Annotated in this window: 19 protein-coding genes and 1 pseudogene; 10 read left to right on the top strand and 10 right to left on the bottom strand. The window is 72.7% G+C overall.

Annotated elements, in window-relative coordinates:
• The first annotated feature begins 95 nt into the window (after positions 1-95).
• From OG485_RS09105 to OG485_RS09085, 5 genes are all read left to right on the top strand, one after another.
• On the top strand, positions 96-899 hold the full coding sequence (locus tag OG485_RS09105; protein ID WP_328665671.1) for a hypothetical protein: 804 nt from the start codon (positions 96-98) through the stop codon (positions 897-899).
• Entirely contained in the window at positions 896-1,438 is a 543-nt protein-coding gene (locus OG485_RS09100) for a SixA phosphatase family protein (RefSeq protein WP_328665670.1), read from the top strand. Before OG485_RS09105 ends, OG485_RS09100 begins: the two co-directional genes overlap by 4 nt.
• Before the next feature lie 353 nt (positions 1,439-1,791).
• On the top strand, positions 1,792-2,418 hold the full coding sequence (locus OG485_RS09095) for a YigZ family protein (protein ID WP_328665669.1): 627 nt from the start codon (positions 1,792-1,794) through the stop codon (positions 2,416-2,418).
• Positions 2,419-2,527: 109 nt separating this feature from the next.
• Positions 2,528-3,691: an exonuclease SbcCD subunit D gene (locus OG485_RS09090; RefSeq protein WP_328665668.1), complete on the top strand. Its 1,164-nt coding sequence runs from the start codon at positions 2,528-2,530 to the stop codon at positions 3,689-3,691.
• Positions 3,692-3,746: 55 nt separating this feature from the next.
• A complete protein-coding gene (locus tag OG485_RS09085) occupies positions 3,747-6,743 on the top strand; it encodes an SMC family ATPase (RefSeq protein ID WP_328665667.1) in 2,997 nt (998 codons plus the stop codon).
• Between the two features lie 95 nt (positions 6,744-6,838).
• On the opposite strand, the gene OG485_RS09080 is transcribed toward OG485_RS09085, so the two are convergent.
• A complete protein-coding gene (locus OG485_RS09080; protein ID WP_328665666.1) occupies positions 6,839-7,285 on the bottom strand; it encodes an Lrp/AsnC family transcriptional regulator in 447 nt (148 codons plus the stop codon).
• 361 nt (positions 7,286-7,646) lie between these two features.
• Here OG485_RS09080 and OG485_RS09075 point away from each other — a divergent pair, with 361 nt between their 5' ends.
• Both OG485_RS09075 and OG485_RS09070 read left to right on the top strand, forming a co-directional pair.
• On the top strand, positions 7,647-8,090 hold the full coding sequence (locus OG485_RS09075) for a rhodanese-like domain-containing protein (protein ID WP_328674287.1): 444 nt from the start codon (positions 7,647-7,649) through the stop codon (positions 8,088-8,090).
• 117 nt (positions 8,091-8,207) lie between these two features.
• Positions 8,208-8,723 carry an immunity 21 family protein gene (locus OG485_RS09070; RefSeq protein WP_328665665.1) on the top strand — a complete coding sequence of 172 codons (516 nt, stop codon included), beginning with the start codon at positions 8,208-8,210 and terminating at the stop codon, positions 8,721-8,723.
• Between the two features lie 159 nt (positions 8,724-8,882).
• On the opposite strand, the gene OG485_RS09065 is transcribed toward OG485_RS09070, so the two are convergent.
• Together OG485_RS09065 and OG485_RS09060 are read right to left on the bottom strand one after the other, a co-directional pair.
• Entirely contained in the window at positions 8,883-10,574 is a 1,692-nt protein-coding gene (locus OG485_RS09065) for a DUF885 domain-containing protein (RefSeq protein WP_328665664.1), read from the bottom strand.
• 62 nt (positions 10,575-10,636) lie between these two features.
• A complete protein-coding gene (locus OG485_RS09060) occupies positions 10,637-11,143 on the bottom strand; it encodes an Lrp/AsnC family transcriptional regulator (RefSeq protein ID WP_326789089.1) in 507 nt (168 codons plus the stop codon).
• Positions 11,144-11,203: 60 nt separating this feature from the next.
• On the opposite strand from OG485_RS09060, the gene OG485_RS09055 reads away from it, so the two are divergent.
• A complete protein-coding gene (locus OG485_RS09055) occupies positions 11,204-12,415 on the top strand; it encodes a trans-sulfuration enzyme family protein (RefSeq protein ID WP_443048674.1) in 1,212 nt (403 codons plus the stop codon).
• Positions 12,416-12,505: 90 nt separating this feature from the next.
• On the opposite strand, the gene OG485_RS09050 is transcribed toward OG485_RS09055, so the two are convergent.
• The 5 genes from OG485_RS09050 to pdxR form a co-directional block, all read right to left on the bottom strand.
• Complete coding sequence (locus OG485_RS09050) at positions 12,506-13,987, bottom strand: GNAT family N-acetyltransferase (protein WP_443048673.1); 1,482 nt, start codon at positions 13,985-13,987, stop codon at positions 12,506-12,508.
• Between the two features lie 230 nt (positions 13,988-14,217).
• Positions 14,218-16,869, bottom strand: coding sequence for a DUF7824 domain-containing protein (locus tag OG485_RS09045; protein ID WP_328665657.1), 2,652 nt, complete (start codon positions 16,867-16,869; stop codon positions 14,218-14,220).
• Positions 16,866-18,428 (bottom strand): SWIM zinc finger family protein, encoded by a 1,563-nt coding sequence (locus tag OG485_RS09040; protein WP_328665655.1) that lies wholly within the window; start codon positions 18,426-18,428, stop codon positions 16,866-16,868. Before OG485_RS09040 ends, OG485_RS09045 begins: the two co-directional genes overlap by 4 nt.
• A gap of 207 nt (positions 18,429-18,635) precedes the next feature.
• Positions 18,636-20,231 (bottom strand): alkaline phosphatase D family protein, encoded by a 1,596-nt coding sequence (locus tag OG485_RS09035; RefSeq protein WP_328665653.1) that lies wholly within the window; start codon positions 20,229-20,231, stop codon positions 18,636-18,638.
• 190 nt (positions 20,232-20,421) lie between these two features.
• A complete protein-coding gene (gene pdxR / locus OG485_RS09030) occupies positions 20,422-21,906 on the bottom strand; it encodes a MocR-like pyridoxine biosynthesis transcription factor PdxR (RefSeq protein WP_328665651.1) in 1,485 nt (494 codons plus the stop codon).
• 47 nt (positions 21,907-21,953) lie between these two features.
• Between pdxR and OG485_RS09025 the strand changes: the two are divergent.
• Positions 21,954-23,144: pseudogene (locus OG485_RS09025) on the top strand (DMT family transporter); the annotation flags it as partial.
• On the opposite strand, the gene OG485_RS09020 reads toward OG485_RS09025, so the two are convergent.
• Both OG485_RS09020 and OG485_RS09015 read right to left on the bottom strand, forming a co-directional pair.
• The gene (locus OG485_RS09020) at positions 23,031-23,861 is read right to left on the bottom strand and encodes an alpha/beta fold hydrolase (protein ID WP_328665649.1); all 831 of its coding nucleotides are present in this window, start codon (positions 23,859-23,861) and stop codon (positions 23,031-23,033) included. The pseudogene OG485_RS09025 and the gene OG485_RS09020 sit on opposite strands and share 114 nt — an antisense overlap.
• Positions 23,862-24,024: 163 nt before the next feature.
• Positions 24,025-24,678 (bottom strand): NADPH-dependent F420 reductase, encoded by a 654-nt coding sequence (locus OG485_RS09015; RefSeq protein ID WP_328665647.1) that lies wholly within the window; start codon positions 24,676-24,678, stop codon positions 24,025-24,027.
• Positions 24,679-24,789: 111 nt separating this feature from the next.
• Between OG485_RS09015 and OG485_RS09010 the strand changes: the two genes are divergently transcribed.
• On the top strand, positions 24,790-25,674 hold the full coding sequence (locus OG485_RS09010; RefSeq protein WP_328665644.1) for an RNA polymerase sigma-70 factor: 885 nt from the start codon (positions 24,790-24,792) through the stop codon (positions 25,672-25,674).
• Positions 25,675-25,877 lie beyond the last annotated feature (203 nt).

Raw genomic sequence — 25,877 nt, 5'->3', positions numbered from 1 at the left:
CGGGTCCGGCGGCGGTCGGGGCCCGCAGTGCGGGCGCGTGTCCGGAACGGCCCCACCTCCCTGCATCCACCCGTACCTCCGCCTAGGCTCACCTCGTGCTCCGTATCCTCGACGCCCGCACGGGCGAACCCATCGACGCAGCCCTCGCCCGCCGCGGCCTGGTCCGCGTCCACGCGCACCTGCCCGGGTTCGACCTCACGGGTCTACGGGTGCTCCTGGTCGCCGATGTCCTGGTACGCGCCCTGGAGATCGGCGGCAACCCCGTCTGGGCGACGCTGACTTCGGCGCCCGAAGGGGCGGCTGCCCGGGACCCGGGACATCCCGCGGACCCGTCCGACGCATCGGACCCGGCGGACCCGGCAGGCCCCTGGGGCGAGACAGGACTTCGGGCGCGCGCCGCCGAACTGGGAATCCGGCCGTTCGAGGAACACCGCGACACGGAGCAGGGACCGGCGGCGACGCGGACCGTGAGCGTCCTCGCTCCGGGAGCCGCGGGGACGGACGGGCCGCGCGTCGAGGTGGCGGCCGTCGACACCGGGAGCGGTCCCGCGCCCCTTCCCGGGGATCCCACCGTGCTGCGGCTGGCTCTGCTCGCGTGGCGCCGGGACCTGCCCCTGCGCCTCGACGCGGACGCCCTGGCAGAGGCGGAGAGCACGCTCAAGCGGTGGCGCTCCGCCGTCGCCGGATGGGCCACCCGTCCCTCCAAGCCGGTTCCCGAGGACGTACGCCTGCGGTTGCGCGCCGCCTGGGAGGACGATCTGGACGTCCTCGCCGTGCTGGACGTGCTGCGGTGGGTCGAGACGTCGGACGTCGCGGAGGGAGCGCGCTTCGAGACGTACGCCTACGCCGACCGGCTGCTCGGCCTCGAACTCACCCGCGAGATCGGAGCGTCGCTGTGAACACGCGCGCCACCGCGGGCCCGAGGCGAAGACTGGTCGTCCTGCGGCACGCCAAGTCCGCCTGGCCCGACGGAGTGCCCGACCACGAACGGCCGCTCGCGGCGCGCGGCCGTCGAGACGCCCCCGCCGCCGGACGCGCCATGGCGGGAGCCGACCTGCTGCCGGACCTCGCCCTGTGCTCGACCGCCGTACGCGCCAGGGAGACCTGGGAGCTTGCGGCCGAGCAGTGGGGTACTCCGCCGCCCGTACGGTTCGATGAGCGGTTGTACGGGGCGGACATAACGGAGTTGCTGCAATCCGTGAGCCAAGTCCCGGAACATGTACGGACCTTGCTGCTGGTCGGGCACAACCCGGGCCTTGAGGAGCTGGTTCTCGAACTGGCGGGGGACGGCTTCGACGACACGCTGGACCATGTCCGGACGAAGTTCCCGACCTCCGCCGTCGCGGTCCTGGTCTGGCACGGCAGGGCCTGGCACCAACTCGGTCCCGGCGAAGCGCTGTTGACGGACGTCGTCGTGCCGAGGGGCAAGAAGGAGTGAATCTCGACCGACGTGCGCCGGGGGCCGACGGGCCGGGCCGGCCGTCACCCGGCGCGGTACCCGGAGCTGTACCTCGCGCGTGACAGCGCGCCCGTGCGGGACGAGGGTGCCCACCGGTGGCCGAGCGGGGAGGCGACGTGACCGCGCCGCTCGCCCGGACGAGCTCGTTTCGTCCACCGCTCCCCGTCCGTCATCCGCCACGCACGCGTGCCCGCGGGACGCGGACGAGCTCGCGCCGTCCGCCGCCTGCCGTCCGCCGTTCGTCGGCCACGCGCGCGTGCGGTGCGGTGCCTGATAGCGGGCCTGGGGCCGGCCCGTCGGCTGCGTGCGCGTGCAGCGCATACGCTGGCGTGATGCAGGACGAGTACCGCACAGTGGCCCACGCGGGCGTGCACGAGACCGAGGTCAACCGCTCCCGATTCCTGTGCGCCCTCGCCCCGGCCGCCACCGAGCGGGAGGCCCAGGACTTCGTAGCGGCCGTCAGGAAGGAGCACGCGGACGCCACGCACAACTGCTTCGCGTACGTCATCGGAGCCGAAGGCGGCGTGCAGAAGGCGAGCGACGACGGCGAACCGGGCGGCACCGCGGGCGTCCCCATGCTCCAGATGCTGCTGCGCCGCGACATGCGGTACGTCGTCGCCGTCGTCACCCGCTACTACGGCGGGGTCAAGCTGGGCGCCGGCGGACTGATCAGGGCGTACGGCGGCTCGGTGGGCGAGGCGCTGGACGCGGTGGGCACGATCACCCGGCGACGCTTCCGGCTGGCCACGGTCACCGTCGACCACCAGCGGGCCGGCAAGGTGCAGAACGATCTGCGGTCGACCGGCCGCGAGGTACGTGATGTGCGTTACGGCGAGGCCGTCACCATCGAGATCGGGCTGCCGGACGCCGATGTGGAGTCCTTCCGGGCCTGGTTGGCCGACGCGACCGCGGGGACGGCCGGCTTCGAGCTGGGCGGGGAGGCCTACGGGGACGCGTGACAATCCGGGTAAACCGGGATTGATCGTCGCGTTCCGGAGGTGGTCAGGGTGGGCCGATACGGGAGTAACCGCCCGTGATGTCAGACCCGGCCGTTACTCTTCGGGGATCATGAGGCTCCTGCACACTTCCGACTGGCATCTGGGCCGGGCGTTCCACCGGGTGAACATGCTCGACGCCCAGTCCCGCTTCATCGGCCACCTCGTCACGACCGCGCGCGAGCGCGAGGCCGACGCGGTGGTCGTCTCGGGAGACGTGTACGACCGTGCCGTGCCGCCCCTGGCCGCGGTCCAGCTCTTCGACGACGCCCTGCACCGCCTGGCCGACCTCGGCGTGCCCACCGTGATGATCTCCGGGAACCACGACTCGGCGCGCCGGCTCGGCGTCGGCGCCGGACTCATCGGGCGCGCGGGCGTCCATCTGCGCACCGACCCCGCGGGCTGCGGCACACCGGTGGTGCTGGCCGACGCCCACGGCGATGTCGCCTTCTACGGCCTGCCCTATCTCGAACCCGCCCTGGTGAAGGACGAGTTCGGGGTGGAGAAGGCCGGTCACGAGACCGTGCTGGCCGCCGCCATGGACCGGGTGCGCGCCGACCTCGCCGGCCGTGCGCCGGGCACCCGCTCCGTCGTCCTCGCCCACGCCTTCGTCACCGGCGGCGAGGTGAGCGACAGCGAGCGGGACATCACCGTCGGCGGCGTCGCCTCCGTGCCCGCCGGAGTCTTCGACGGAGTCGACTACACCGCCCTCGGGCACCTGCACGGCAGCCAGGTCATCACCGAGCGCGTGCGCTACTCGGGATCCCCGCTGCCGTACTCCTTCTCCGAGGCCGACCACCGCAAGAGCATGTGGCTCGTGGATCTCGGCCCCGACGGCTCCCTGGCCGCCGAGCGGATCGACTGCCCGGTGCCCCGCCCGCTCGCCCGCCTGCGCGGGCACCTGGAGGACCTGCTCGCCGACCCGGCGCTCGACCGTCACACGGGCTCCTGGGTCGAGGCGACCCTCACCGACCCGGTGCGGCCCTCCGACCCCATGGCGCGCCTGGCCGGGCGCTTCCCCCACACGCTCAGCCTCGTCTTCGACCCGGAACGCTCCCCGCAGGCCCCGGGCGTCTCGTACGCCCGCCGGATCGCGGGCCGCAGCGAGGAGCAGATCGCCGAGGACTTCGTGGCCCATGTCCGCGGCGCGGGTCCCGACGCCCGGGAACAGGCCGTTCTCCAGGACGCGTTCGACGCCGTCCGGGCCGACGAGAACGTACGGGAGAGCGCCCGGTGACGACACGTCCGCCGCACACCCAGGGGGCCACCCGCCCGGAGACCGAGGGAACCCGATGAGGCTGCACCGCCTGGACATCACCGCCTTCGGCCCGTTCGGCGCTGCCCAGCGGGTCGACTTCGACGAGCTGTCCGCCGCCGGGCTCTTCCTGCTGCACGGGCCGACGGGCGCGGGCAAGACCTCCGTCCTCGACGCCGTCTGCTACGCGCTGTACGGAGCGGTTCCCGGCGCCCGGCAGAGCGGTCAGGGCCTCGGACTGCGCAGCGACCACGCGACACCCGACGTCCGCACCGAGATCCGCCTCGAACTCAGCGTCGCCGGACGCCGTCTCGAAGTCATCCGGCAGCCGCCCTGGGAGCGCCCGAAGTTGCGCGGCAAGGGCATGACGACCGACAAGGCCCAGAGCTGGCTGCGCGAATACGACTCGGCGGCCGGCTCCTGGAAGGGCCTCAGCCGGTCCCACCAGGAGATCGGCGAGGAGATCACGCAACTGCTCGGCATGAGCCGCGAACAGTTCTGCCAGGTCGTGCTGCTGCCCCAGGGAGACTTCGCACGCTTCCTGCGGGCCGACGCCGAGGCCCGCGGCAAACTGCTCGGCAGGCTCTTCGACACCCACCGCTTCGCCGAGGTCGAAAAGCGCCTCGCCGAGCGGCGGCGCGCCGCCGAGGCCGAAGTGCGGGCCGGCGACACCGCGTTGCTGGCCGACGCGCACCGGATGCAGCAGGCGGCCGGACACATCGTCGAGGAGGCGCTGCCCGACCTCGCGCCCGGCGATCCGGGCCTCGCCGGCTCGGTGCTCGCCTGGGCCGCGGTGGCCCGCAGCACGGCTCGCGAGGTGCTGGCCGTCGCCGGCTGCGCCCGCGGCGCCGCCGAATCGGCGCAGGCCGCGGCCGACCGCGCGCTCGACGACGTACGCGAAGTCGACCGGCTGCAGCGCCGGTTCGCCGAGGCACAGGAGCGGGCCGCACGGCTGGAGCAGCGCGCCGACGCCCACCGGGACGCCCGCACGCGCATGGAGCGAGCACACAAGGCCGAGACCGTGGCCCCCGCACTCGAACTGCGCGACGCCGCCGAAGCCGAGCACCGGCGCGCGGCCACCGAGGAGACCCGCACGCGAGCCGCCCTGCCGGAGACGTACGCCGGTGCCGGAGCGCCCGGTCTCGCGGCCGCCGCGCGCAAGGCCGCCGAGGAACTGGGCGGCCTGGAATCGGCACGCCGGGCCGAACGACGCCTCGGCGAACTCGGCACGGAACGCGCCTCCTTGGACCGGCAGGAACGCGCCGACGAGGACGTCCTCCAGGACGCCGAGAGCTGGCTGGCCGACTGGGAGGAGACCCGCGCGGGAGTCGAGGCGCGGGTCGACACCGCGCAGGAGGCCGCGGCGCGCGCCGAGCAACTCGCCGTGCAGCGCGAACCGGCTTTCAAGCGGCTTGCCGCGGCCCGGCTGCGCGACGAGCTGGCCCAGGACACGGAGACCGCCCACGCCCGGAGCCTGGCCGCGCGCGAGCAGGCCACCGAGGTACACGCCCACTGGCTCGACCTGAAGGAACAGCGTCTCCGGGGCATCGCCGCCGAACTCGCCGCCGGTCTGGTGGACGGAGAGTCCTGCGCCGTCTGCGGTGCCACCGAACACCCGGCGCCCGCCCGGAAGATCGCCGGACACGTCGACCGTGAGACGGAGGAACGGGCGCTCGCCGCCTATCGAAGCGCCGACGAGAAACGCGCCGAGGCCGAGCGCCGGCTCGGCCTCGTACGCGAGGCGCTGGCCGCCGCGACCGCGGAGGCGGGCGACGCGTCGACCCGCCAACTCGAAGAACGGGCCGAGGAGCTGGAGCGGCTGCACAGCGAGGCCCGTACGGTGGCCTCCGGGCTGCATGCCGCGCGCGAGGCCCGTGAGCAGGCCGAACGGGAACACGAGCGGCGGCTGACCGCCCAGCAGGAGGCAGCCCGGCGGGTCGCCGCACGAGCCTCGCACCGGGATTCCCTCGACCGCGAAAAGGCTTCACTGGAAGGGGAGTTGGAGCAGGCGCGAGGCGCCGCCGTGAGTGTGTCCGCCCGGGCCACGCAGCTCGAGCGGCAGGTCGCGCTGCTCACCGAGGCCGCGGACGGCGTCCGGGCGGCGGAGGACATCGCGCGGCGCCTCAAGGACGCCGACGCGCGTCTCGCCGACGCCGCCTTCCGCGCCGGTTTCGAGACCCCGCAGGCCGCGGCCGCAGCGATGCTCGACGACGTGGCCCACCGTGATCTCCAACGGCAGCTCGACGCCTGGCAGTCGGAGGAGTCCTCGGTGCGCGCCGTACTCGCCGAGGCGGACACCGCGGCCGCGGCGCGGCGCCCTCCCGTCGACCTGCGGGCCGCCGAGCGGGCGGCCGAGTCCGCCTCCCGACGGCTGCGGGACACGGCGTCGGCGCAGGACGCTGCGGCCCGCCGCTGCACCGAGCTGAACGCGCTCTCCACCCGTGCGACCGGCGGAGCCCGCCGGCTCGCCCCGCTGCGCGAGGAGTACGAACGTGTGGCCCGCCTCGCCGGTCTGGCGGCCGGCACCTCGGCGGACAACGAACGCAGGATGCGCCTGGAGGCGTACGTCCTCGCCGCCCGTCTGGAGCAGGTCGCCGCCGCCGCCACGGTCCGCCTCCAGCGGATGTCCTCGGGGCGCTACACCCTGGTGCACTCCGACGACCGGGCGGGCCGCGGACGCAGCGGGCTCGGACTGCATGTCGTGGACGCCTGGACCGGACGGGAGCGCGACACGGCCACGCTGTCCGGCGGCGAGACCTTCTTCGCCTCCCTCGCCCTGGCGCTCGGCCTCGCCGACGTGGTCACCGACGAGGCCGGCGGGGTGCGGCTGGACACGCTCTTCATCGACGAGGGCTTCGGAAGCCTCGACGACCAGACCCTCGACGAGGTGCTCGACGTCCTGGACTCGCTGCGGGAACGCGACCGCAGCGTCGGCATCGTCAGCCACGTCGGCGACCTGCGCCGCCGCATCCACGCTCAGCTGGAGGTCGTGAAGGGGAGAACGGGGTCGGTCGTACGGCAGCGGGGCGCGTGATCGTCGCCGGGAAGGGACTGTCCCGGCCGGCGCCGGGAACGGGCTGTGCCGATCGTCGCCGGGAACGGGCTGCGCCGGCCCTCGTCGTGGCGGTCTCAGTGACCCACAGGCCGACGCGGCAGCGGTGAGGAGTAGACGACGCTCGTCGTCACCGACCCGAGCGTGCCGATCTTGCCCGACACCGTCTCCAGATGCCCCATCGACCGTGCCGCGACCTTGATGACGAAGCAGTCGTCACCGGTGACGTGGTGTGCCTCCAGGATCTCGGGTGTGACCTCGACGAGGTCGTGGAACGGCTTGTAGTTGCCGTTCGGATATCTGAGGCGGACGAACGCCAGGATCGGCAGTCCCAGGCTCTCGGGGTCGACGACGGCCGCGTACCCCTGGATGACGCCCGCCTCCTCCAGGCGGCGCACCCGCTCGGTGACCGCGCTCGCGGACATGGAGACGGCCCGTGCCAGCTCGGCGAAGCTGGCCCGGCCCTCGCGCTGGAGGACGTCGAGGATGCGCCAGTCGGTGGCGTCCGGGGAATACGCGGTCATCCACAATGAATACCAGGGGAATCACCGGCTGATCAACTGTACTGCCGTGGATCGTCACTTCAGGAAGAACACCGGCGGACGTAGATTTCTGGTCGGGAAGTCCCGCGGGATGCGGTGCGGAGGAAGCACCGGGGTGGCAAGGGCGGCATCGGTCCGGCGGGGCCACGTTTCAAGGAAAGGCCAGGCCATGACTACGACTGCCGAAGGCATCACGAACAGCACGGCGACCGGTTCCACGTCGACGACCGAGGCGACGGTGGGGGCCGACGCGCCGCACGGTTCCACGCCGGGCACGGCCGGGGCGGACGCGGTCACCGCTTCCGCGGCCGGTTCCGCGGCGGCGGCGAACCCCGTTCTGCGGATGCCGCCGGCGTCCCCTGCCGCGGCCGCCGCCTACTTCCGCGCGAGCCTCGCGTTCCACGCGGACGTGTCCGACGTGGCAGGGGTCCTCGCGGCCGGCGGCGACCCCGGGTTCGTCGTGCTCGACTCCCGTTCCGCCGCCTCGTGGGACCAGGGCCACGTTCCCGGCGCGGTCCACCTGCCCACCGCGCTCATCCCCGAGCAGGCCGAGCGGCTTCTGGACAAGTCGGTTCCGGTCATCACCTATTGCTGGGGTCCCGGATGCAACGGCGCGACCCGCGCGGCCCTCGCCCTGGCCGAACTCGGCTTCCAGGTCAAGGAGATGCTCGGCGGCTTCGAGTACTGGGTGCGCGAGGGCTTCGAGTTCGAGACCTGGCAGGGTCGTGAGCGCCCCACGGCGGACCCGTTGACGGCGCCCGTGGACGCGGCGGACTGCGGCTGCTGACCTGAGGAAGGGGGCCGAACCGGCGCTCTGGCCCCCGTGTTGCCGCCGGTGTCCGGAATCCGTTTCCCTGGACCGGCTGGCATACGGGGGCGGACGCGTGCCGTGTAACTTCTGCGCATGCCAAGATACGCGGACCCCGGGGCGGTCCAGTGGGTGGAGTCGGGCGGCGGGCCGCTCATAGCGATTCCGGAGACGGTGCTCCCGTTCTGGGCGGGGGCCGACGGCGACGACATGTCCTGCGACTACGACCGGGCCTGTGACATCGACGGATTCGTCGGCCTCCTGCCCGTGGGCGACACCCGAGCCCTCGTCCTGGGCGACGATCCCGCCTCGACCACCTACCTTCCCGAGCACGGCGCCTTCGTCCGCTGGTGCGCCGCCGATTCCGAGGACGAACTGCTCGCCGTCGTGCCGGCGGCGCTGTCGCAGGCACGGTGGGAGCGGGAAGTGGTGTGGACGGTGCCGGGTCCCGTCGTCCTCTTCGACGCCGCGTGGCCCGGCACCGCCTCCGGGCGCACGGATCACCTGAGGGTGGCGCTCGAACCGGGCCGGTACGGGGTCCGCGCGGCGCGCGTCGAACCGGGACCCGAGACGTGGGTGGGCCTCGTACAACTGCGTCGGTTGACGCCCTGACGCCCTGGGGCTCTGAGGTCCTGACGCCTTGAGGTCCTGAGGTTCTTGACGCGGGGACGCTTCGGGCATCGGAGGCGTTCCGGTGCGGGGGTGTGCTGATGTCGGGGCACCATGGTGATGCGCGCGCGGCGGCCGGGATCCGGCCGCCGCGCGGGGCCGTCAGAGCCTGGAGAGTTCGTCCACCAGGTCGTCCAGGCCCAGCGACCCCTGGGACAGGGCGGCCATGTGCCAGGCCTTGGCGTCGAACGCGTCACCGTGGCGCTTCCTCGCGTTCTCACGGCCGAGGAGCCAGGCGCGCTCGCCGAGCTTGTAGCCGATGGCCTGGCCGGGCATCGTGAGGTAGCGGGTCAGCTCGCTCTCCACGAAGTCGGCCGGCCGGCTGCTGTGCGCGCCGAAGAACTCCTGCGCCAGGTCCGGGGTCCACCGCTCGCCCGGGTGGAAGGGGGAGTCGGCGGGGATCTCCAGCTCCAGGTGCATGCCGATGTCGACGATGACCCGGGCGGCCCGCATCATCTGCGCGTCGAGATAGCCGAGCCGCTGCTCCGCGTCGGTGAGGAAGCCGAGCTCGTCCATCAGCCGCTCCGCGTACAGCGCCCAGCCCTCGCAGTTGGCGCTGACCTGGCCGACGGTGGCCTGGTAGCGGGACAGGTCGTCGACGACGTACGCCCATTGCGCGAGCTGGAGGTGATGGCCGGGCACCCCCTCGTGGTACCAGGTCGAGACGAGATCGTAGACGGGGAAGCGGGTCTGTCCCATCGTGGGCAGCCAGGTGCGGCCGGGCCGTGAGAAGTCCTGCGACGGGGCGGTGTAGTAGGGGGCCGCGGCACCGCCGGGCGGGGCGATGCGGGACTCCACCTTCCGTACCGGCTCGGCGAGTTCGAAGTGCGTGCCGTCCAGGGCCGCGATCGCCTCGTCCATCAGCCCCTGGAGCCACCGCTGCACCTCCTCGACGCCCTCGATGTGACGGCCGTGCTCGTCGAGGTGCGCGAGGGCCACCCAGGGGGTCGCCGCTCCGGGGAGGATCTTCTCGGCCTCGGTCCTCATCTCGGCCAGCAGACGGTGGTACTCGGCCCAGCCGTACGCGTACGCCTCGTCGAGGTCGAGATCCGTGCCGTTGAAGTAGCGCGCCAGCCGCGCGTACCGCTCGTGGCCCACGGTGTCCGGAGCACCCTCGATCGTGGGCGCGTACACGTCACGCATCCAGTCCCGCAGGGCGATCACGGCCTCCGTCGCGGTACGCGCCGCCGCGTCCAGGTCCTCGCGCGCGGAGCCGGGGCCCGCCGAGACGAAGTCCTCGAACCAGCCGCGGCCCTCTCCGTCCGTGTCCGACCACTCCGTGAGCTGTTCGACGAACGTCGCGGTCGGACGCGGCCCCGCGTACAGCTTGCGGTCGAGCCCGAGCGCGAGGGACTCCCGGTAGCCGGCGAGCGCGGCCGGTACCGCGCGCAGCCGCTCGGCGACCGCGGCCCAGTCCTCGTCGGTCTCGGTCGGCGTCAGGGTGAAGACCTGGCGCACGGAGTGCACCGGTGTGTGCAGGTTGCCCACCGCCCGCAGGCCCTCGCCGGCCTCGTGGACCGCGAGTGCGGCGCTGAGCCGCTCCCGCAGCAGCCGGGCACAACGGCGCTCGATGTCACGTTCCGCGTCCGGCAGCCGCTCCGCCTCGTCCAGCCGCGCGAGGGTCACCCGCGCCAGCTCGGCGACGGCCTCCTGACCGGCGGGCGAGGTGTCGGGCAGCCTGCTGTGACTCTCCTTCACGCCGAGGTAGGTACCGAGAACCGGGTCGAGGGCGATGAGCTCGTCGACGTACGTGTCGGCGACCTCGCGGGGCAGCGGCTTCTTCGTCTCTGACATGCGCACATCCTCGTACGAGCAGACGCGCCGCGTCAGCCCGCCCAACCGGGCTTTTCACCACATCAGCCGGATTTGGCCGGGGACGACGGGCCCGGCGCGGCGGGCGGCAGCAAGGGGCCGCAGTCCCACTGCTGGAATATCAACCGCGTCTCGACCCGAGCCACTTCACGCTGCGAGGTGAACTCGTCGAGCACCAGTCGCTGCAGATCCGCCATGTCCGCGACCGCGACATGCACGAGGTAGTCGTCGGGGCCGGTCAGATGGAAGACGGTCCGCGACTCCGGCAGCACCCGGATGCGGTCGACGAAAGGTCCCACCAGTTCCCGGCGGTGCGGCCGGACCTGCACGGACAGCAGCGCCTCCAGGCCCCGTCCGAGCTTCGCCGGGTCCAGTCGCAGCTGATGGCCGAGAATCACTCCCGCCCGGCGCAGCCGGGTCACCCGGTCGAGGCAGGTCGACGGCGCGACGCCGACCTGAGCCGCGAGATCCCGGTAGGTCGTCCGTGCGTCGTTCTGCAACAGCCGCAACAGATGAAGATCGACCGGATCGAGTACGACGGAATCAGCCATGGCGCGAACGTAACACGGGATGCGGCGCCGAAACCCCGCCCGGTGTTCAGGCTTCGGCGCATGGACTCCGTTGTGTACGACACGCAGGGCGCGCAGGACGCGCAGGACGACCTGAGCGGAAGCGGCCAGGTCATCACGGCTCCGACCCGGGCACTCGCCACGGAAGCCGTGCACGCCGGCCGGGAGGACCTGGCCGCCCTCGGGCTGCACGCGGCCCCGATCGACCTGTCCACCACGTACCCCTCGTACGACAGCCGCGGCGAGGCCGCCCGGATCGACGCCTTCGCGGCCGACGGCGCCGAACCCGAGGGACCGCCGGTCTACGCCCGCCTCGGCAATCCGACCGTGGCCCGCTTCGAGACCGCCCTCGCGCGCCTCGAAGGCACCCAGAGCGCGGTCGCCTTCGCGAGCGGTATGGCCGCGCTGAGCGCCGTCCTCCTCGTACGCAACGCGATGGGCCTGCGCCATGTCGTCGCCGTACGTCCGCTGTACGGCTGCAGCGACCACCTCCTGACCGCCGGGCTGCTCGGCAGTGAGGTCACCTGGGTCGACCCGGCCGGGATCGCCGACGCGCTGCGGCCCGACACGGGTCTCGTGATGGTCGAGTCCCCGGCCAACCCGACGCTCGCGGAACTCGACCTGCGTGCCGTGGCCCACTCCTGCGGGTCCGTCCCGCTCCTCGCCGACAACACCTTCGCCACCCCCGTGCTGCAGCGCCCCGCCGAGCACGGCGCGCGACTGGTCCTGCACAGCGCCACCAAGTACCTGGGCGGCCACGGGGACGTCATGGCCGGAGTGGTCGCGTGCGACGAGGAGTTCGCCCGCAAGCTGCGCCAGGTGCGGTTCGCGACGGGCGGCGTCCTGCATCCGCTGGCCGGTTACCTGCTGCTGCGCGGCCTGTCGACCCTGCCCGTCCGGGTCCGGGCCGCCTCCTCGAACGCCGCGGAGCTTGCCCGCCGGCTCGCCGACGATCCCCGTGTCGCCCGCGTCCACTACCCGCGCATCGGCGGGGCGATGATCGCTTTCGAGGTGCACGGCGACCCGCACGACGTCATCGCCGGGGTCCGGCTGATCACCCCCGCCGTGAGCCTCGGCAGCGTCGACAGCCTCATCCAGCACCCGGCCTCCATAAGCCACCGCATCGTGCCCACGGCGGACCGCCAGGACGCGGGCGTCAGCGACCGTCTGCTGCGCCTGTCGGTGGGCCTGGAGGACGTGGACGACCTGTGGTCCGACCTGGACACCGCACTGGGGTTCCACGGCGGAGAGTGAGGGGACGAGCTCCCGGTGTGCGGGGCGTGCGCCCGGTGGTGCCGGGCGCACGCCCCGCAGCGGATGTGGGTGCGGACCGGGGCTTTCGGGCTAGGCCCGCCCCGTGCCCCTGCTTCCCTGGCCGATCCCGTTCCCGATGGCGTGCGGAGCGTGGCTGTGACCGTGGTCCTGGGCGTACGGCTGCGGCGATGTCACCGGTGTCGTGTCCAGGCGGGCGGTGATGACCAGGGTGCCCTCCTCGATCTGGTAGTCGAGCGGGAGGCCGAGGCCGCGCATGGCGGCGACCATGCCGGTGTTCGACGCCTGCGTGACGGCGTACACGCTCGCGCAGCCCGCCTCGACGGCCATCGCCACCAGGCGGCCGAGCAGTTCGACGCCGATTCCCCGCCGCTGCCATTCGTCCTCGACGAGCAGCGCGACCTCCGTCTCGTCGCCGTCCCAGAGGAGGTGACCGAGTCCGACGATCCTGCCGGATGCCGTCCGGACGGCGAGCGTGCGCCCGAAACTGGGGCTGAGCAGGTGGTTGAGGTATCGGTCCGCGTCCCCGACGGGGCCGTGGTACCGCATGCTCAACGTGCGCGGCGAGCAGCGCTCGTGCATCGCCTTGGCGGCCTCGAGGTCGGAGACGTCCGCGCGCTGGACGGTGATCGGGTTGCCCTCGGGAAGCGTCAGCATGTCCTGCCCGCGCGGAACGCGGGGGCCGAGCCGCGCGTCCAGTTCGACCAGCGCCCGCGCCCGCGCGAACTCGGTCGGTGTGAACGGCAGATACGGCCGCTCCACCGTGATCACCCCGCCCTCCGGCGCGCGCAGCCGCATCACCGTGTCCTCAAGGGCCCCCTCCACGGGTGCCCCCTGCGTCGCCCGGCCGGAGACGGGAGAGGTGGCGGGCAGTGAACGGATCGTGCACCGGCCGAGCAACTGCCTGAGCGCGAGCGGCAGTTCGGAGGCGTCGAGGGCGGTGCGGGTGGCCAGACCGAGCACCCGGGTCGGCGCGTCCACCAGGTCATGGGCGTCGGCCCGCTCGATCCACGTCGAGGTGCCGCCCGCCTGCGCCACGCTGCGGGTGATCTCGGAGATGGCCAGCTCGGCGGGCGCGCGCAGCAGGAACTCGTCGACCGTTCCGTCCGCCAGCGGGTGCGTCTGGAGGCTCAGGATGTCGACCTGGCGCTGTGCGAGCGCCGTGCACAGCGCGGCGAGCGAACCCGGCGCGTCCTGGACCGTCGTACGCATCCGCAGCAGCACGGTCGCCCCCACGGCGGGCAGTGGCGCGGAGGCTGCCGCGTCCTCCCCGGAAAGCACGCCCGTTCGCCCCTCCGAGGGCGGCCGGGCGCCGGTATCGCTCGTCGGCGGGGCGTGACCGTGGCGGCGTGCCCACCATGTGTGGAATCCGGCCGTGGCGGCCAGGAGCACCGCCGATATCACCAGCAGCGCGGGGCCGTCGGGCCCGTGCCCGATCAGATTGGCCACACCGTCCGCGACCGCCACGGCCGTGAACAGCGCGGCGAGTTCGACGAGGTCCCGTCGCCAGTGGTGAACGGGCCGTCCGTGCTTCGCACGCGTCACATCAGACATGTCTGGAGTCATACCTTCACTGTGAAGGAATGGTGTTGCGTGATCACGAACGGCTTGTGACTGATCGGTTAAGTGTCGTTCTGCCCTTTTTGCAGTTCTTTTTACGGGTCTTTTGCCTCGAACACGGGTCCTCGCTGCCCACCTGGTCAGGGCCGGCGGATCCTTGATCGTCCTGCGTAACAAGTGCGGCGGCCCGCTCCCGCTCCCGCTCCCGCTCCCGGTCGCCCGTGTCAGGCGGCGGCCTCCCCCCTCAGCGCGGTCCGCAGTCGTCGGGCCTGGGTCACGACCTTGGACGAGCCGTGCCGCTCGGCGGTACCGGCGAGATGGGCCAGATCACCGCGCGCCCCGGATCGCTCGGCGCAGTCGGCGGCGACGGCCAGCAGCTCACCGAGCCCCCGCGCCGCGCCGCCGCCCGCCCCGTCGGCGGCGAGGTCGGCCAGCAGGGCCGGCAGCAGGCCGAGCAGCACCGACCAGACCGTGGCGTACGCACCCGTGGCCGCCGCCGTGCGTATCGACTCGGCCAGCCGGGACTTCTTCAGCGCGCCCCTGCGCACCAGCTCCCCGATGTCCGAGCCGAGCCGCCCGGCGTCGAGCTGTCCCCGGGCGGCGAGGACCAGCAGGGCGTCCACAGCGGCGAGCCGGTCCTCGGGATGCCGGGCCCCGAGCCCGTACGCCAGGCACAGGTGCAGCGCCTCGCCCGCTGTGCCGTCGGCCTCGGCGAGCAGCGGCAGCATCGCGGCGACCATGCGGCCGTCCTCCACCGCGGCCGTGCTGATGTCGCGCAGCAGACGCGCCGCCACCAGTTCCCGGCGTCCCGGTACGACGGCCGGCCAGTACCGCTGCTCCGTGACACCCCAGTGCCGGCAGTACCGGTGGTCCTTGAACACCGTGAGGGGGCGTCCCAGCAGCCGGAACTCCTTGGGGAACAAGCCCTGTATCTCTTCCAGTTCGCCCAGTTCCAGAAGGATGCGGGCGCCCGAGGTCCGTCGGCGGCTCGTCGGGAGCAGCGGCCCCTCGGCGGTGAGCCACTGGGCCAGCCGGTACCCCTCGGGGCTGCCGAGCGCGCGGGCCCGGGCCGCGGCCGCCTCCGCCGTCGCACGGTCGTCGCGCCGTACGCGCAGAAGTGCCTGCGCGAAGTCGGCCGTGCCCGGCCGGGTGTCGAGCCGCCGGTACTCGGTGAGGCGTTCCACCAGCTCGTCCGGCTCCAGCAGCCCGGTGTCCCAGGTGGGAGTGGCCAGCAGGAACGGCATCGGGTCGGTGCGAAGGCGGTGGCCCGCCTCCCACAGGCGCGCGTCGAGAGCGCGGGAGAGCGCGCTGTGATGGCAGTTCCCGCTCGTCGGTCCCTGCTGTACCGCCGCATGGAGCGTTTCCATGCCGACCCCCTCGAACAGGGCCGCCAGGACGACTTCGAGACCCTGTGCCGACTCACGGAAGCTTCGGTCCACGACCGGGTAGCTCGGATCGCGGTCCTTCCACCAGCAGCGCGCGACCACGGGGCCGAGGGCCTCCACCAGAGCGTCCCGATCACGGTGGGCGTGGCGGACCAGGCCGTCCAGAGCGCGCTCGAACGCCGCGACTCCGCCACCGGAAGCCAGTATCGCGCTGACCTCCTCGGCCAGTTCGGTCACCGAATCCGGCGCCGCCGCCAGCCGCGCCCGCTCAGGCACGGGCGGCAGCATCTCCTCCTGGACCGTCGAAGCGGAGCCCGGAGCCTCGATACCGAGGGCGCGCTGCGCCCGCAGCCGCAGCCCCGGGCTCAAGTCGGCACTGAGGTCTTCGAGCCGAGCTCGCACGTCGAACGAGTCGGGAAGCGCGCCGGCATGGCGCTCCACCAGTTTCAGCGCACGCTCCTGCACGTCGGTGTCCTCGTGCCCGAAGGCTTCGGCCACCGCGGGCAGCAGCACATCCGCCGTGGACGGATCACGCTTGAGGACCTTCCCCAGCAGGACGAGCTGGGCGCGTACCAGCTTCTTCTCCGTACGGAAGAGCACCCCCGAGGACATCTCGGCCAGCTGCCGGGACGTCAACTCACCGTCCAGGGCGAGAGAAGCGAGCACCGACTGCGCGTACCCGGCGACGGTCGGCACGGCCTGGCAGGCGAGCACCGTCCAGTCGGCGGAGCGCTCGCGTTCCTCGTCACGCGCCGGAGCCAGCGACGACAGCAGACGCAGGAAGACCCGCTGGTCGGCCGGGGCGCCACCGCGCAGGAGCCGCGCGACGCAGGCGTCCAACACGACCCTTCGGTCGAGGGTGCCCTCCTCGGACAGCTCGGCGAGGGCGTCGTACCAACTGCCCGGTCCGTCGCCGAACAGCCAGGCGATCTGACTCGTGACCTCCAGCGACTCGAAGAGCGCGGTGACCATCACGGACACGTGGGGCTCCTTGCGCAGTCGCTGCGCCACCGTGCCTCCGCCGTGCCAGGAACCACCGATGTGCTCCAACCAGCCCCGCACATAGGCGTCGGTCGTCGGAACCTCGCACCCGGACAAGGCCACCAGGCCCGACAGCAGGGCGAACGGGACCCGGGACGTCGCCGGCCGGGCGGCGAGCCGGTGCGTCAGATCGGCGAGCCAGTCGGTCTCGCGATCGCCCAGCACGTGGAGCAGGACACCGGGGGAGGCCTGGAACCAGCGCATGTCCACGCCGGCGATCCAGGTCGCCGCACCAGCGGCGCCCGTGTGACACGCGGCTCCCGCCGCGTGCAGCGCGGGATGGGCCACGCGCGACGCCGCGTTCCACGGCGCCGACCGCAGCTCCTTGCGGAGTTCCTTCAACGCGGGCAGACAGGACCGGCGTTCACCGTCGGTCATCCCGTCCAGGAGTCCGGCGGCCTCGACTGTCCGCCCCGCCCGTACCGCCTTCAGCAGTGCCTCGCCACTCATCGCCCATCGCCCCCGTCGAACCGAACTTCCGGGAATTCCTCATGTCGTTCCACGGCCGGAGCCGGAGCCGGGGCCGAACCCGGGACAGGGACCTGAACCAGGGCCGCAGTCGGGACCGGAGCCAGGGCCGCAGTCGTGGTCGTAGCCCGACCGTTCCCGTTCCCGTTCGCGCTCCCGCTCCCGTTCTTGTGCTCGGCCCGAGCGCCCCGCCGCACCATCCGCACCGCGAGAGCGTGCTTGCACGGCCCGCGGCCGCCCCGGTACTTCGCCCACCACAGGCAGGAACAGCTCAGCGTTCCCGCGTCGTCGCGGACGCGGTGCACATGTCCGTCGTCCGCGGTCACCGTGCCGATGGCTCCGTCCAGGGAGACCGCGCCCGCGCCGACCAGGGCGTGGGCCGACCGCAGGCGAGGGTTGTGCCGCTCGGCCCGCCCCGCGTCGTACGGCAGTTCCCGGTGGAAGTACGCGGCTTCCGCGGTGTCGTAGCCCACGCGCCCCGATGTGCCCAGCCGGACCAGGGCGGCTCTCACCCGCTCGGCCGGCAGGCCGGAGGCGGCGGCCAGTTCGCCCACATCGACGCGTGGTTCCCACGCCAGCAGCACCGCGATCAGCTCCGCGTCCTCGGCGGCCTCGTCGGTGGCGAGGGCGTCCAGCACCCCGCCCTCTCCGGAGAAGCCCCGGGAGGCATCGGGCGACAGCGTGAGCGTCAGCCGCATTCCGGGCAGGACCGCTTCCCAGGCGCCGGCCAGGGCGGTGTCTCCGGTGACCGGTGGGCCGTACACGCGCAGTGCCGTCGCATGGCGCAGCACCCGCTGGAGCGCGATCAGCCGGTCGGGCCCGGGCAGGCACACGGCTCCCGGAACCGGCCGGGTCGTCGGACGCAGACCCCGGCCCGACGGCACCACCCACTGGGCGCCGCCCGACCGGCCGCGTACCGTGCCACGCGGGAGGGAACGCAGGAACCGCACGGCCTCGGCCGCGGGGAGTTCGGCCCGCAGATCGAATCCCGCCGCCGTCACCTGGGCCTCCGCGAATCCGCGCAGCCAGCGGTCGGGCAACGGCACCTTCTTCTCCACCACCGGTCCGTCCAGCGTGGTCACGGCCATCTCGTCGGGGCCGACCCGGAGATGCAGTGGATCGTCCGTGCCGATGCGGGAAAGGGCCTCGCGCAGCGGGTTGTTGACGTCGACATTCGTCGTCCCGTGCCCGATCTCGTCGCCGTCGAGGCCCGGTGCCAGCACGTCCAGACGCGCGTACACCCCGCCACAGCCGGAGAAGGACTCGAACCGCAGACGGTCACCGTTGCCCGTGACCACCGGGTCGAGGGACGCGCGCAGCTGAGGCTGGTAGTAACGCGCCGCGGCGACATCGGCCACCGCCAGCAGCCCCGCGGCGGCCACCTGGGGTGACGTCAGAAAGCCCGCGAAGAACCGAGGATGGTCCTCGAAACCCGTGGGCGTCGAGCCCCGCGAGGTCTCGAGTCCCAGCCGCTGCCCGCCGGGCGCGGACTCCAGGGCGGAGGGTCGGGTGTAGGCCACGGCCTGCAACGATCGCGTCATGGAAAAACCGTAGAGGTGACCACTGACAATCACCTCTGACCTGCGGCGACGATCCGCCGAGGGGGCGAATGCGGTTGAGATCCTCCGGCCGGCGGCCGGTGTTCCCGTAACTGTCCGTGGTCTACCGCTCGTTGCGATGTGAACCCGGTACATCATGACCGAGTCAAGCCCGCGAGGTGTGGCCCCGGGCGAGGCGGACCGCTGCCCCTACTGGCCTACGCGCCCTGGCTGGAGCACCTGTGAGAACAGCACGGTCCCGTCCTGCTCCCGCAGCCGCACCGTCAACTCGCCGCTGTCGCCGTCGATGTCGACCTCGCCGAAGAACTGGTAGCCGCCGGCGGGCGAGACGTTCGAGGCGGCGGGTGCCTTCACGAACACCCGTTCCGGACCGAACGTGTTGTCCAGCACGCTGGCCGGGAAGGCTCCGGCGTTCAGGGGACCGGAGACGAACTCCCAGAACGGCTCGAAGTCGGTGAACGCGGCCCGCGACGGCTGGTAGTGCTGCGCCGACGTGTGGTGCACATCCGCGGTGAGCCACACGGTGCCCGTGATCCGACGGTGCTTGATGAAGCGCAGCAGCTCGGCCAGCTGGAGTTCCCGTCCGAGGGGCAGGCCGGGGTCCCCCTGCGCCACGGCCTCGATGTTCGGCTGTCCTTCGGTCGTGTCCGGCACGACGAGGCCGAGCGGCATGTCCGCGGCGATCACCTTCCACACGGCCCGCGAGCGCGACAGCTCGCGCTTCAGCCACTCCAGCTGCCCGGCGCCGAGGATGCCCTGCGGATCCGTCGTCTGGTTGTCCGGGGAGTTGGCGTTGCGGTAGGTGCGCATGTCGAGGACGAACACGTCCAGGAGCGGACCGTGACGCATGACCCGGTGCACGCGGCCGTCCCGGTCGCCCGGGCGCAGGGTCGACACGGGGAAGTACTCGCTGAACGCGCGCCGGGCTCGCGCCGCCAGGACGTCCACGCTCTTCTCCGTGTAGCGCGTGTCCGTGGTGGCGACCACCTCACCGGGGTACCAGTTGTTGCGCACCTCGTGGTCGTCCCACTGGATGACGGAAGGCACCCGGGCGTTGAACCGTTTGAGGTTCTCGTCGAGCAGGTTGTAGCGGAAGTTGCCGCGGAACTCCGCCAGCGACTCGGCGACCTTGGACTTCTCCTCGGTCGTGATGTTCCGCCAGGTGCTGCCGTCGGGGAGCGTGGCCGTCGCGGCGATCGGGCCGTCCGCGTAGATGTTGTCACCGCTGCACAGGAAGAAGTCCGGGTCGAGCCGGGCCATCGCGTCGTAGATGCGGTAGCCGCCGATGTCCGGGTTGATGCCCCAGCCCTGTCCCGCCAGGTCGCCCGACCACAGGAAGCGCACGCCGCCGCGCCGGCTGTGCGGAGCCGTACGGAAGGTCCCGCTCACCGGCTCCCCGGCGCGCCGGGGGTCGTCCGGGTCGGCGAGCAGGACGCGGTAGTGGATCTGCTCACCGGACGGCAGTCCGCGCAGCCGGGTGGTCCCCGTGAAGTCGGTGTCCGCGCCCAGCAGCGGACCGTGCCATCTGCGCGAGTCGCGGAACGACGCGGTCGCCGAGGTCTCGACGATCATCCGTGCGGGCCGGTCGGAGCGGACCCACACCAGGCCGGAGTCGGTGGTCACGTCGCCGGTCTGGACGCCCCAGCCCGCCTTCGGCCGGCCGGACAGGGCGAGTGCCGGTGCCGAGCCGAGCGTGGTGGGCAGGGCCAGCGCCGCCGACGCGGCCAGGGAGCCGCGCAGCACGCTGCGGCGGCCGGGGATCGAGCTGAGCGGACGGTGCGACATGGATACGCCTCCGGGGACGGATTCGGCCAGTGTGCAGAGCCACAACTACTGGTACGCCGCAGCGCGCACGCAAACCACGGGTGAACAACCGGGCCTGGGATGTGCGGAATCGGCGTGGATCATCCTGCGGAGCCGGACCGGTCGACGGCGTGGGCCCGGAGAAGCCCGCCCCGAACCTGGGTGCGGCGTTTCAGGGCCCCGAGGACTCGCCAAGTGCGCCCCGGCCGCGTACGGCCTCCGCCATCAGTCGCATGCCGTCCCGTATCCGCGCGGGCGGCAGATGGGCGTACCCCAGCACGAGCCGTACGCCGTCCGCGGCCGTTGCTCCGTAGTGTGCCGATGGCCGGACCACGACCCCGGCCGCCGCGGCCCGTACGACGAAGCGGTCCTGTGGCCCGTACCGGCCGGGGAGCGCGGCGACGACGTGCAGGCCGGCCGCGATGCCGGAGACCTCCGTGCCCGGAAAATGCTCCTCCAGGGCCGCGACCAGGACGTCTCGCCGCTCCCGGTAGGCGCGCTGGCAGCGGCGCAGCTGACGGTCGTAGTCGCCGCGCTCCACGAAACGGGCCAGGAGCGCCTGATCGAGGACCGGATTACCGAGGTCCATGGTGCGTTTGCGCTCGACGACCTCCTCGAAATGGCGCGCCGGAACGAGGAGCCAGCCCAGTCGAAGCCCCGGAGCGAGCGATTTGCTGACCGAGCCCGTGTACCCGACATGCTCGGGGTCGAGTCCCTGAAGGGCGCCCACCGGGGCACGGTCGTAGCGGAAATCGCCGTCGTAGTCGTCCTCGATCACCAGTCCGTCCACGGACCGGGCCCAGTCGAGGAGTTCGGCGCGGCGCCGCGCCGAGTACGCGATCCCCGTGGGGAACTGGTGGGCCGGCGTCGTCACCACGGCTCGTACACCGGAGGCACGGAGCGGAGCGACCGCGAGGCCCTCGTCGTCCAGCGGCAGCCGTACGGTGCCGACGCCGGCCGAGGCGAACAGCGAGCCCAGCTCCGGACTGCCCGGCTGCTCGAGGCCCACGGTGGGTGTCCCGCGCGCGTGGAGCACGAGTCCGAGCAGTGTCATCGCCTGGGCGACCCCGGAGACCACGACGACGCGCTCCGGGTCCGCGACCACGCCCCGGCGGCGTACGAGGAGTTCGGCGAGGGCGGTCCGCAGTCCCGGCAGACCACGCGGATCCGGGTAGCCCAGTGCCTGGTGGGGCAGTTCGGCCAGCACTCCGCGGTGCGCCGCGGCCCACGCGGAACGCGGAAAGAGAGACAGGTCGGGGGTTCCCGCGACGAAGTCGGCCCGCACCCCGGCCGCCCGCGGGGCACGGTCACGCGCGCGCGGGCCGACCGCCCGGACCGCGTCACCGACCCAGGTACCGGCCCCGCGGTCACTGCGCAGATACCCTTCCGCGGTCAACTGCTCGTACGCCTCGGTGACCAGCCCCCGCGACACGCCGAGATCACCGGCCAGCTCGCGGCTGGACGGAAGCCGGGTGCCGGGGGCGAGACGCCCGGAGCGGACCGCCTCGCGCAGCGCGGCCTGAAGGGTGCGGCCACGCGCGCGGGGCGGAGCCGACGCGGCCGGCAGGAGCAGCTCCCACGCGGCCGTCCACGAGGGTGCAGCCGCTGTCGGAGCGGGACGCGGCGGCCCGCCGCGATTGGTCCCCGATGACGTCATGGAAGTGGACCTTAAACCGGGCCACGCCCGCCCATAGCGTCGGAGTCATGAACGCCACCACCACCCGGGGCGCGCTGCTCGCCGCCCTCGCCTGCGTCCTCGTCGGAGGTTCCTTCACCGCCAACAGCGTCATGGGCCACTATCCCTACGCGGGCGGCCAGTTCCTGCGCTACGGCCTCGCCTGTGTCCTTCTGCTGCCTCTCGTCGGCCGGGGCGGAGCCGCCCCGCTGCGGCGGCTCACGGTCCGCCAGTGGGGGCGCCTCGCGCTGATCGCGGCCGTCGGCATGGTCGGCTTCAACCTCGCCGTGCTCGCCGCCGAGCGCACGGCGGAACCGGCCGTCCCCGGCGTCTTCGTGGGCTGCGCCCCGGTCGTCGTCGCGGTGCTCGTACCGCTTCAGGAGGGGCGTCGTCCGCAACGCCGGGTCCTGTACGGGGCGTTGCTCGTCGCTCTCGGCGCGTCCGCCGTTCAGGGGTGGGGCCGCACGGACGCGGCCGGGATCGCGTACTCCCTGGGCGCGCTGGCCGGGGAAGTCGGCTTCGCCGTCCTGGCCGTACCGGTCCTGCGTCCGCTCGGGCCTCGGCTGTTGTCGGCCACCGTGTGCGGTGTCGCCGCGGCGGAGTCGGCGGTGGTCGGGGTGATCACCGGCGGCGGCAGATGGCTGCGGGTGCCGGACGCGACGGAGGCGACCGCGTTGGTGTGGCAGGCGGCGGTCGTCACGGTCGTCGGCTTCGTGTGCTGGTACACGGGCGTGCAGCGCATCGGTGCGGAGCGCGCCACGCTCTTCTCCGGACTCATCCCGGTCTCCGCCGCCTGCACCGCGCCGCTCGTGGGCACGGGCGCCTACGGGATCGCGCAGGCCGCGGGATCTGCCCTCGTGGGCACCGGAGTCGCCCTCGGATCAGGCGCGTTGAGCCTCGTCGTCGGGCGCGGCCGCCGGGCTGCCGCGAGGGGCCGCTCGACGACAGCCGCCCATGACCGATCGAAAGCAGTCGCCCACGGCCGTACGGCCATTACCGACCAGGGCCGTACGGCCGCCGTCGCCCATGACCGTACGACTACTGCCGACCGGGACCGTACGACCCTTACCAACCAGGGCCGTAAGACCGCTGCCGCCGAGGACGGCTCAGCGGCTTCCGTCGAGGATGACGCGGGCGACGAGCGCCGGGTCGTCGTTCATCGGGACGTGGCCGCAGCCGGGCAGCCGCACCAGCCGCGCCCGCGGGATGATCTGCTTGGCCCGGACACCCTGGCGGCGGATCAGCAGCCGGTCGCGGGTGCCCCAGGCCACGGTGACGGGGAGCGTCGGGATGTCGTCCGTGAACTGGACGTTCGTACCTGCCCGCAAGGTCTCGTCGAATCCCTCGGCGTGGGCCAGGGCGAGGGTCTCGGCGACGACCGCCTCAGGTGAGCGGCGGCCGGGCCGGGCGTAGATGGAGCTGGTCAGCACCGCCCGTCCGGCCGCCGAGCGGGAGAGCCGCTCGATGACCGGGACGGGCGTGCGGCGGGCAGCCTGCCGCATGGCGATCAGCAGGCCGAAGGCGTAACGCCGCTCCACCGGTGACCAGAAGCCGGCGGGTGAGAGCGCGGTGACGGACCGTACGAGCTTCTCGCGCCCCAGTTCCAGGGCCAGCAGCCCGCCGAGCGAGTTGCCGGCGACGTGCGGCCGTTCGATCCCCAGCGCCTCGCACAGCGCGCCGAGCAGGGGCACCACCGTCGGCAGGTCGTGGGTCATTCCCTCGGGCAGCGCCGGGGACGCGCCGAAGCCGGGAAGGTCGACGGCGATCACGTCGCGTTCGGCGGCGAGGATGGGGATGACCGGGTCCCAGGCCTGACGGTGGTGGCCGATGCCGTGCAGCAGGAGCAGCGGTTCGCCGGTGCCCACGCGCGCGTAGGACACGGTGACCGCTTTGGGGCCGCGCGGTGAGGGGAGGCTGACGGTGACCGTGTCGGACATGGGACTGCTCCTCGTCTGAACGCTGTGACGAACCATCTTGTAGACAGCTTGTCAGCAAGTGCTACCGACGGGTAGCCCCGAACCGTCACGAACCGTGCGCCAGTCATCACACGTCAGTCATCACGCGTCAGCCGCCGCCCCGGTCGCACGTCTCCGTGGGGCACTAACGCGCCCTGCGCACCTCCACGTTGAAGTCCGCGTGCCCGATGCCCTGCATGAGCTTGACCCACAGCGGCACGTACATCTCCACGACCCGCGCGGTGCGGATGCCCCCCAGGTCGAACACACGCTGCGCGGGCCAGCCGAACTCGCCCAGCAGCGCCGTCACCTGCTCCTTGGCGCTCTCGTCGTCACCGGAGACGAAGATCTGGTGCTCGCCGGGCACTCTGGAAGGCTCGACCATCACCTGGCAGTTGACGGTGTTGAGACTCTTCACCACCCGGGCCCGCGGGAACTCCCGCTGGATCTGCTCGCCCACACTGTCCGACTCGACGGGGGAGAGCCGCAGCTCGCCGTCCTCGAACGCCAGGGGGTTGGAGACGTCCAACAGCACCTTGCCGTCCAGGTGTTCCTCCCCGGCCGACCGCAGTACGGCGAGCGCGATCCGCCCGCCCACCGCGTTCACGACCACCTCGCCGAACGCCGCGGCGTCCGCGAAGGTGCCGTGACGGGCGGTGGGACCCGCGCCGTCGGCCCACTCGACGGCCGCCGCGTTGTCCTTGGTGCGCGAGCCCAAGGAGACCTCGTGGCCCAGTTCGACCAGCTTGCCGGCAAGGGCGCGCCCCACGTCGCCCGTGCCCAGTACCCCGTATCGCATCGTCGTTCCTCCCGTTTTCGGGACCGCCGGCCACCGGAGGCCCGCGGTCATTGTGCTCCGGGGCGGCCGATTCGCCTGGACACCGGGGAAAGTGTCGGGTGGGATGGTTCGGTGGCAGGCGACACGGCGACCGATGTCTTCGAAGAACACCGCCCCTTGCTGATGGGTGTTGCGTACCGCATGCTCGCCCGGGTGGCCGACGCGGAGGACGTCGTCCAGGAAGCGTGGCTGCGCTGGTCCGGCAAGGACCGGTCGGACGTGCGGGAACCACGCGGGTATCTGGTCCGCGTCACGACCCGGCTCGCCATCGACCGGCTGCGCCAGGTCCAGTCGCGTCGTGAAGCCTACGTCGGACCGTGGCTCCCGGAACCGTACGTCACCGACTTCGGCGAGGCCGTGCCCGACAGCGTCGAGCGGGCCGTTCTCGCGGACTCCGTCTCCCTCGCCGTCCTCGTCGTCCTGGAGTCCCTGTCACCGCTGGAACGCGCGGTGTTCGTCCTGAGAGAGGCGTTCGGCTATCCGTACGCCGACATCGCCGCCGTCCTCGACCGGGGCGAACCGGCGGTGCGTCAACTGGCCGGGCGGGCGCGCAGGCACGTGGAGGAACGGCGGCCGCGCTACGAGGTCGACCCGGCCGAACGCCGTGACCTCACCGAGCGGTTCCTCGCCGCGGCGGGCGAGGGCGATCTGGAGGGACTGGTGTCCCTGCTGGCACCGGAGGCGCGGCTCATCGGCGACAGCGGAGGCCGCGCGCAGGCGCCGCTGCGGATCCTCGACACGGCCGAGAAGGTCGGCCGCTTCGTCGTCGGCGTCACCAAGAAGGGCGCGTCCGGCCTGTCGCTGCGCTTCCTCGAGGTCAACGGCGGTCTCGCGGTGCTCGCGCTGTCCGACGGCAAGCCCGACAGCATCATCCAGCTGGATGTCGCGGACGGCCGTATCCAGTGCGTCTACATCGTGCGCAACCCGGAGAAGCTGATGTCGATCCCCGCGGCCTGATGCCCCGGAGGACGCCTCCGTCCGAGGCGCCGCAGAAGAGCGGAAGCCCCCGTCTTTGTACGGGGGCTTTCGGCGTTGTGTCGCGAACGTCGCCCGGCGAGAACACCCCGTGAACGCTCCGCGGCGGGGCGCCTGTGCAATCCGTAAGGGTTCGAGGATTGGTCTTGACCAAGGGTGGGGGCGGCCCTATCGTCGCAGGGATA

It is taken from the genome of Streptomyces sp. NBC_00328 (assembly GCF_036139655.1).
Lineage (GTDB): Bacteria > Actinomycetota > Actinomycetes > Streptomycetales > Streptomycetaceae > Streptomyces.
The sequence above is the reverse complement of the archived record's forward strand: the minus strand, read 5'-3'. Positions and strand labels throughout refer to the sequence as shown.

Bases quoted from the DNA above. Each gene is read 5' to 3' on its own strand.
- OG485_RS09095 (WP_328665669.1), top strand. From the start codon at position 1,792: ATGCAGGACGAGTACCGCACAGTGGCCCACGCGGGCGTGCACGAGACC.
- OG485_RS09090 (WP_328665668.1), top strand. From the start codon at position 2,528: ATGAGGCTCCTGCACACTTCCGACTGGCATCTGGGCCGGGCGTTCCAC.
- OG485_RS09085 (WP_328665667.1), top strand. From the start codon at position 3,747: ATGAGGCTGCACCGCCTGGACATCACCGCCTTCGGCCCGTTCGGCGCT.
- OG485_RS09080 (WP_328665666.1), bottom strand. From the start codon at position 7,285: ATGACCGCGTATTCCCCGGACGCCACCGACTGGCGCATCCTCGACGTC.
- OG485_RS09075 (WP_328674287.1), top strand. From the start codon at position 7,647: ATGCCGCCGGCGTCCCCTGCCGCGGCCGCCGCCTACTTCCGCGCGAGC.
- OG485_RS09070 (WP_328665665.1), top strand. From the start codon at position 8,208: ATGCCAAGATACGCGGACCCCGGGGCGGTCCAGTGGGTGGAGTCGGGC.
- OG485_RS09065 (WP_328665664.1), bottom strand. From the start codon at position 10,574: ATGTCAGAGACGAAGAAGCCGCTGCCCCGCGAGGTCGCCGACACGTAC.
- OG485_RS09060 (WP_326789089.1), bottom strand. From the start codon at position 11,143: ATGGCTGATTCCGTCGTACTCGATCCGGTCGATCTTCATCTGTTGCGG.
- OG485_RS09055 (WP_443048674.1), top strand. From the start codon at position 11,204: ATGGACTCCGTTGTGTACGACACGCAGGGCGCGCAGGACGCGCAGGAC.
- OG485_RS09050 (WP_443048673.1), bottom strand. From the start codon at position 13,987: ATGTCTGATGTGACGCGTGCGAAGCACGGACGGCCCGTTCACCACTGG.
- OG485_RS09045 (WP_328665657.1), bottom strand. From the start codon at position 16,869: ATGAGTGGCGAGGCACTGCTGAAGGCGGTACGGGCGGGGCGGACAGTC.
- OG485_RS09040 (WP_328665655.1), bottom strand. From the start codon at position 18,428: ATGACGCGATCGTTGCAGGCCGTGGCCTACACCCGACCCTCCGCCCTG.
- OG485_RS09035 (WP_328665653.1), bottom strand. From the start codon at position 20,231: ATGTCGCACCGTCCGCTCAGCTCGATCCCCGGCCGCCGCAGCGTGCTG.
- pdxR (WP_328665651.1), bottom strand. From the start codon at position 21,906: ATGACGTCATCGGGGACCAATCGCGGCGGGCCGCCGCGTCCCGCTCCG.
- OG485_RS09020 (WP_328665649.1), bottom strand. From the start codon at position 23,861: ATGTCCGACACGGTCACCGTCAGCCTCCCCTCACCGCGCGGCCCCAAA.
- OG485_RS09015 (WP_328665647.1), bottom strand. From the start codon at position 24,678: ATGCGATACGGGGTACTGGGCACGGGCGACGTGGGGCGCGCCCTTGCC.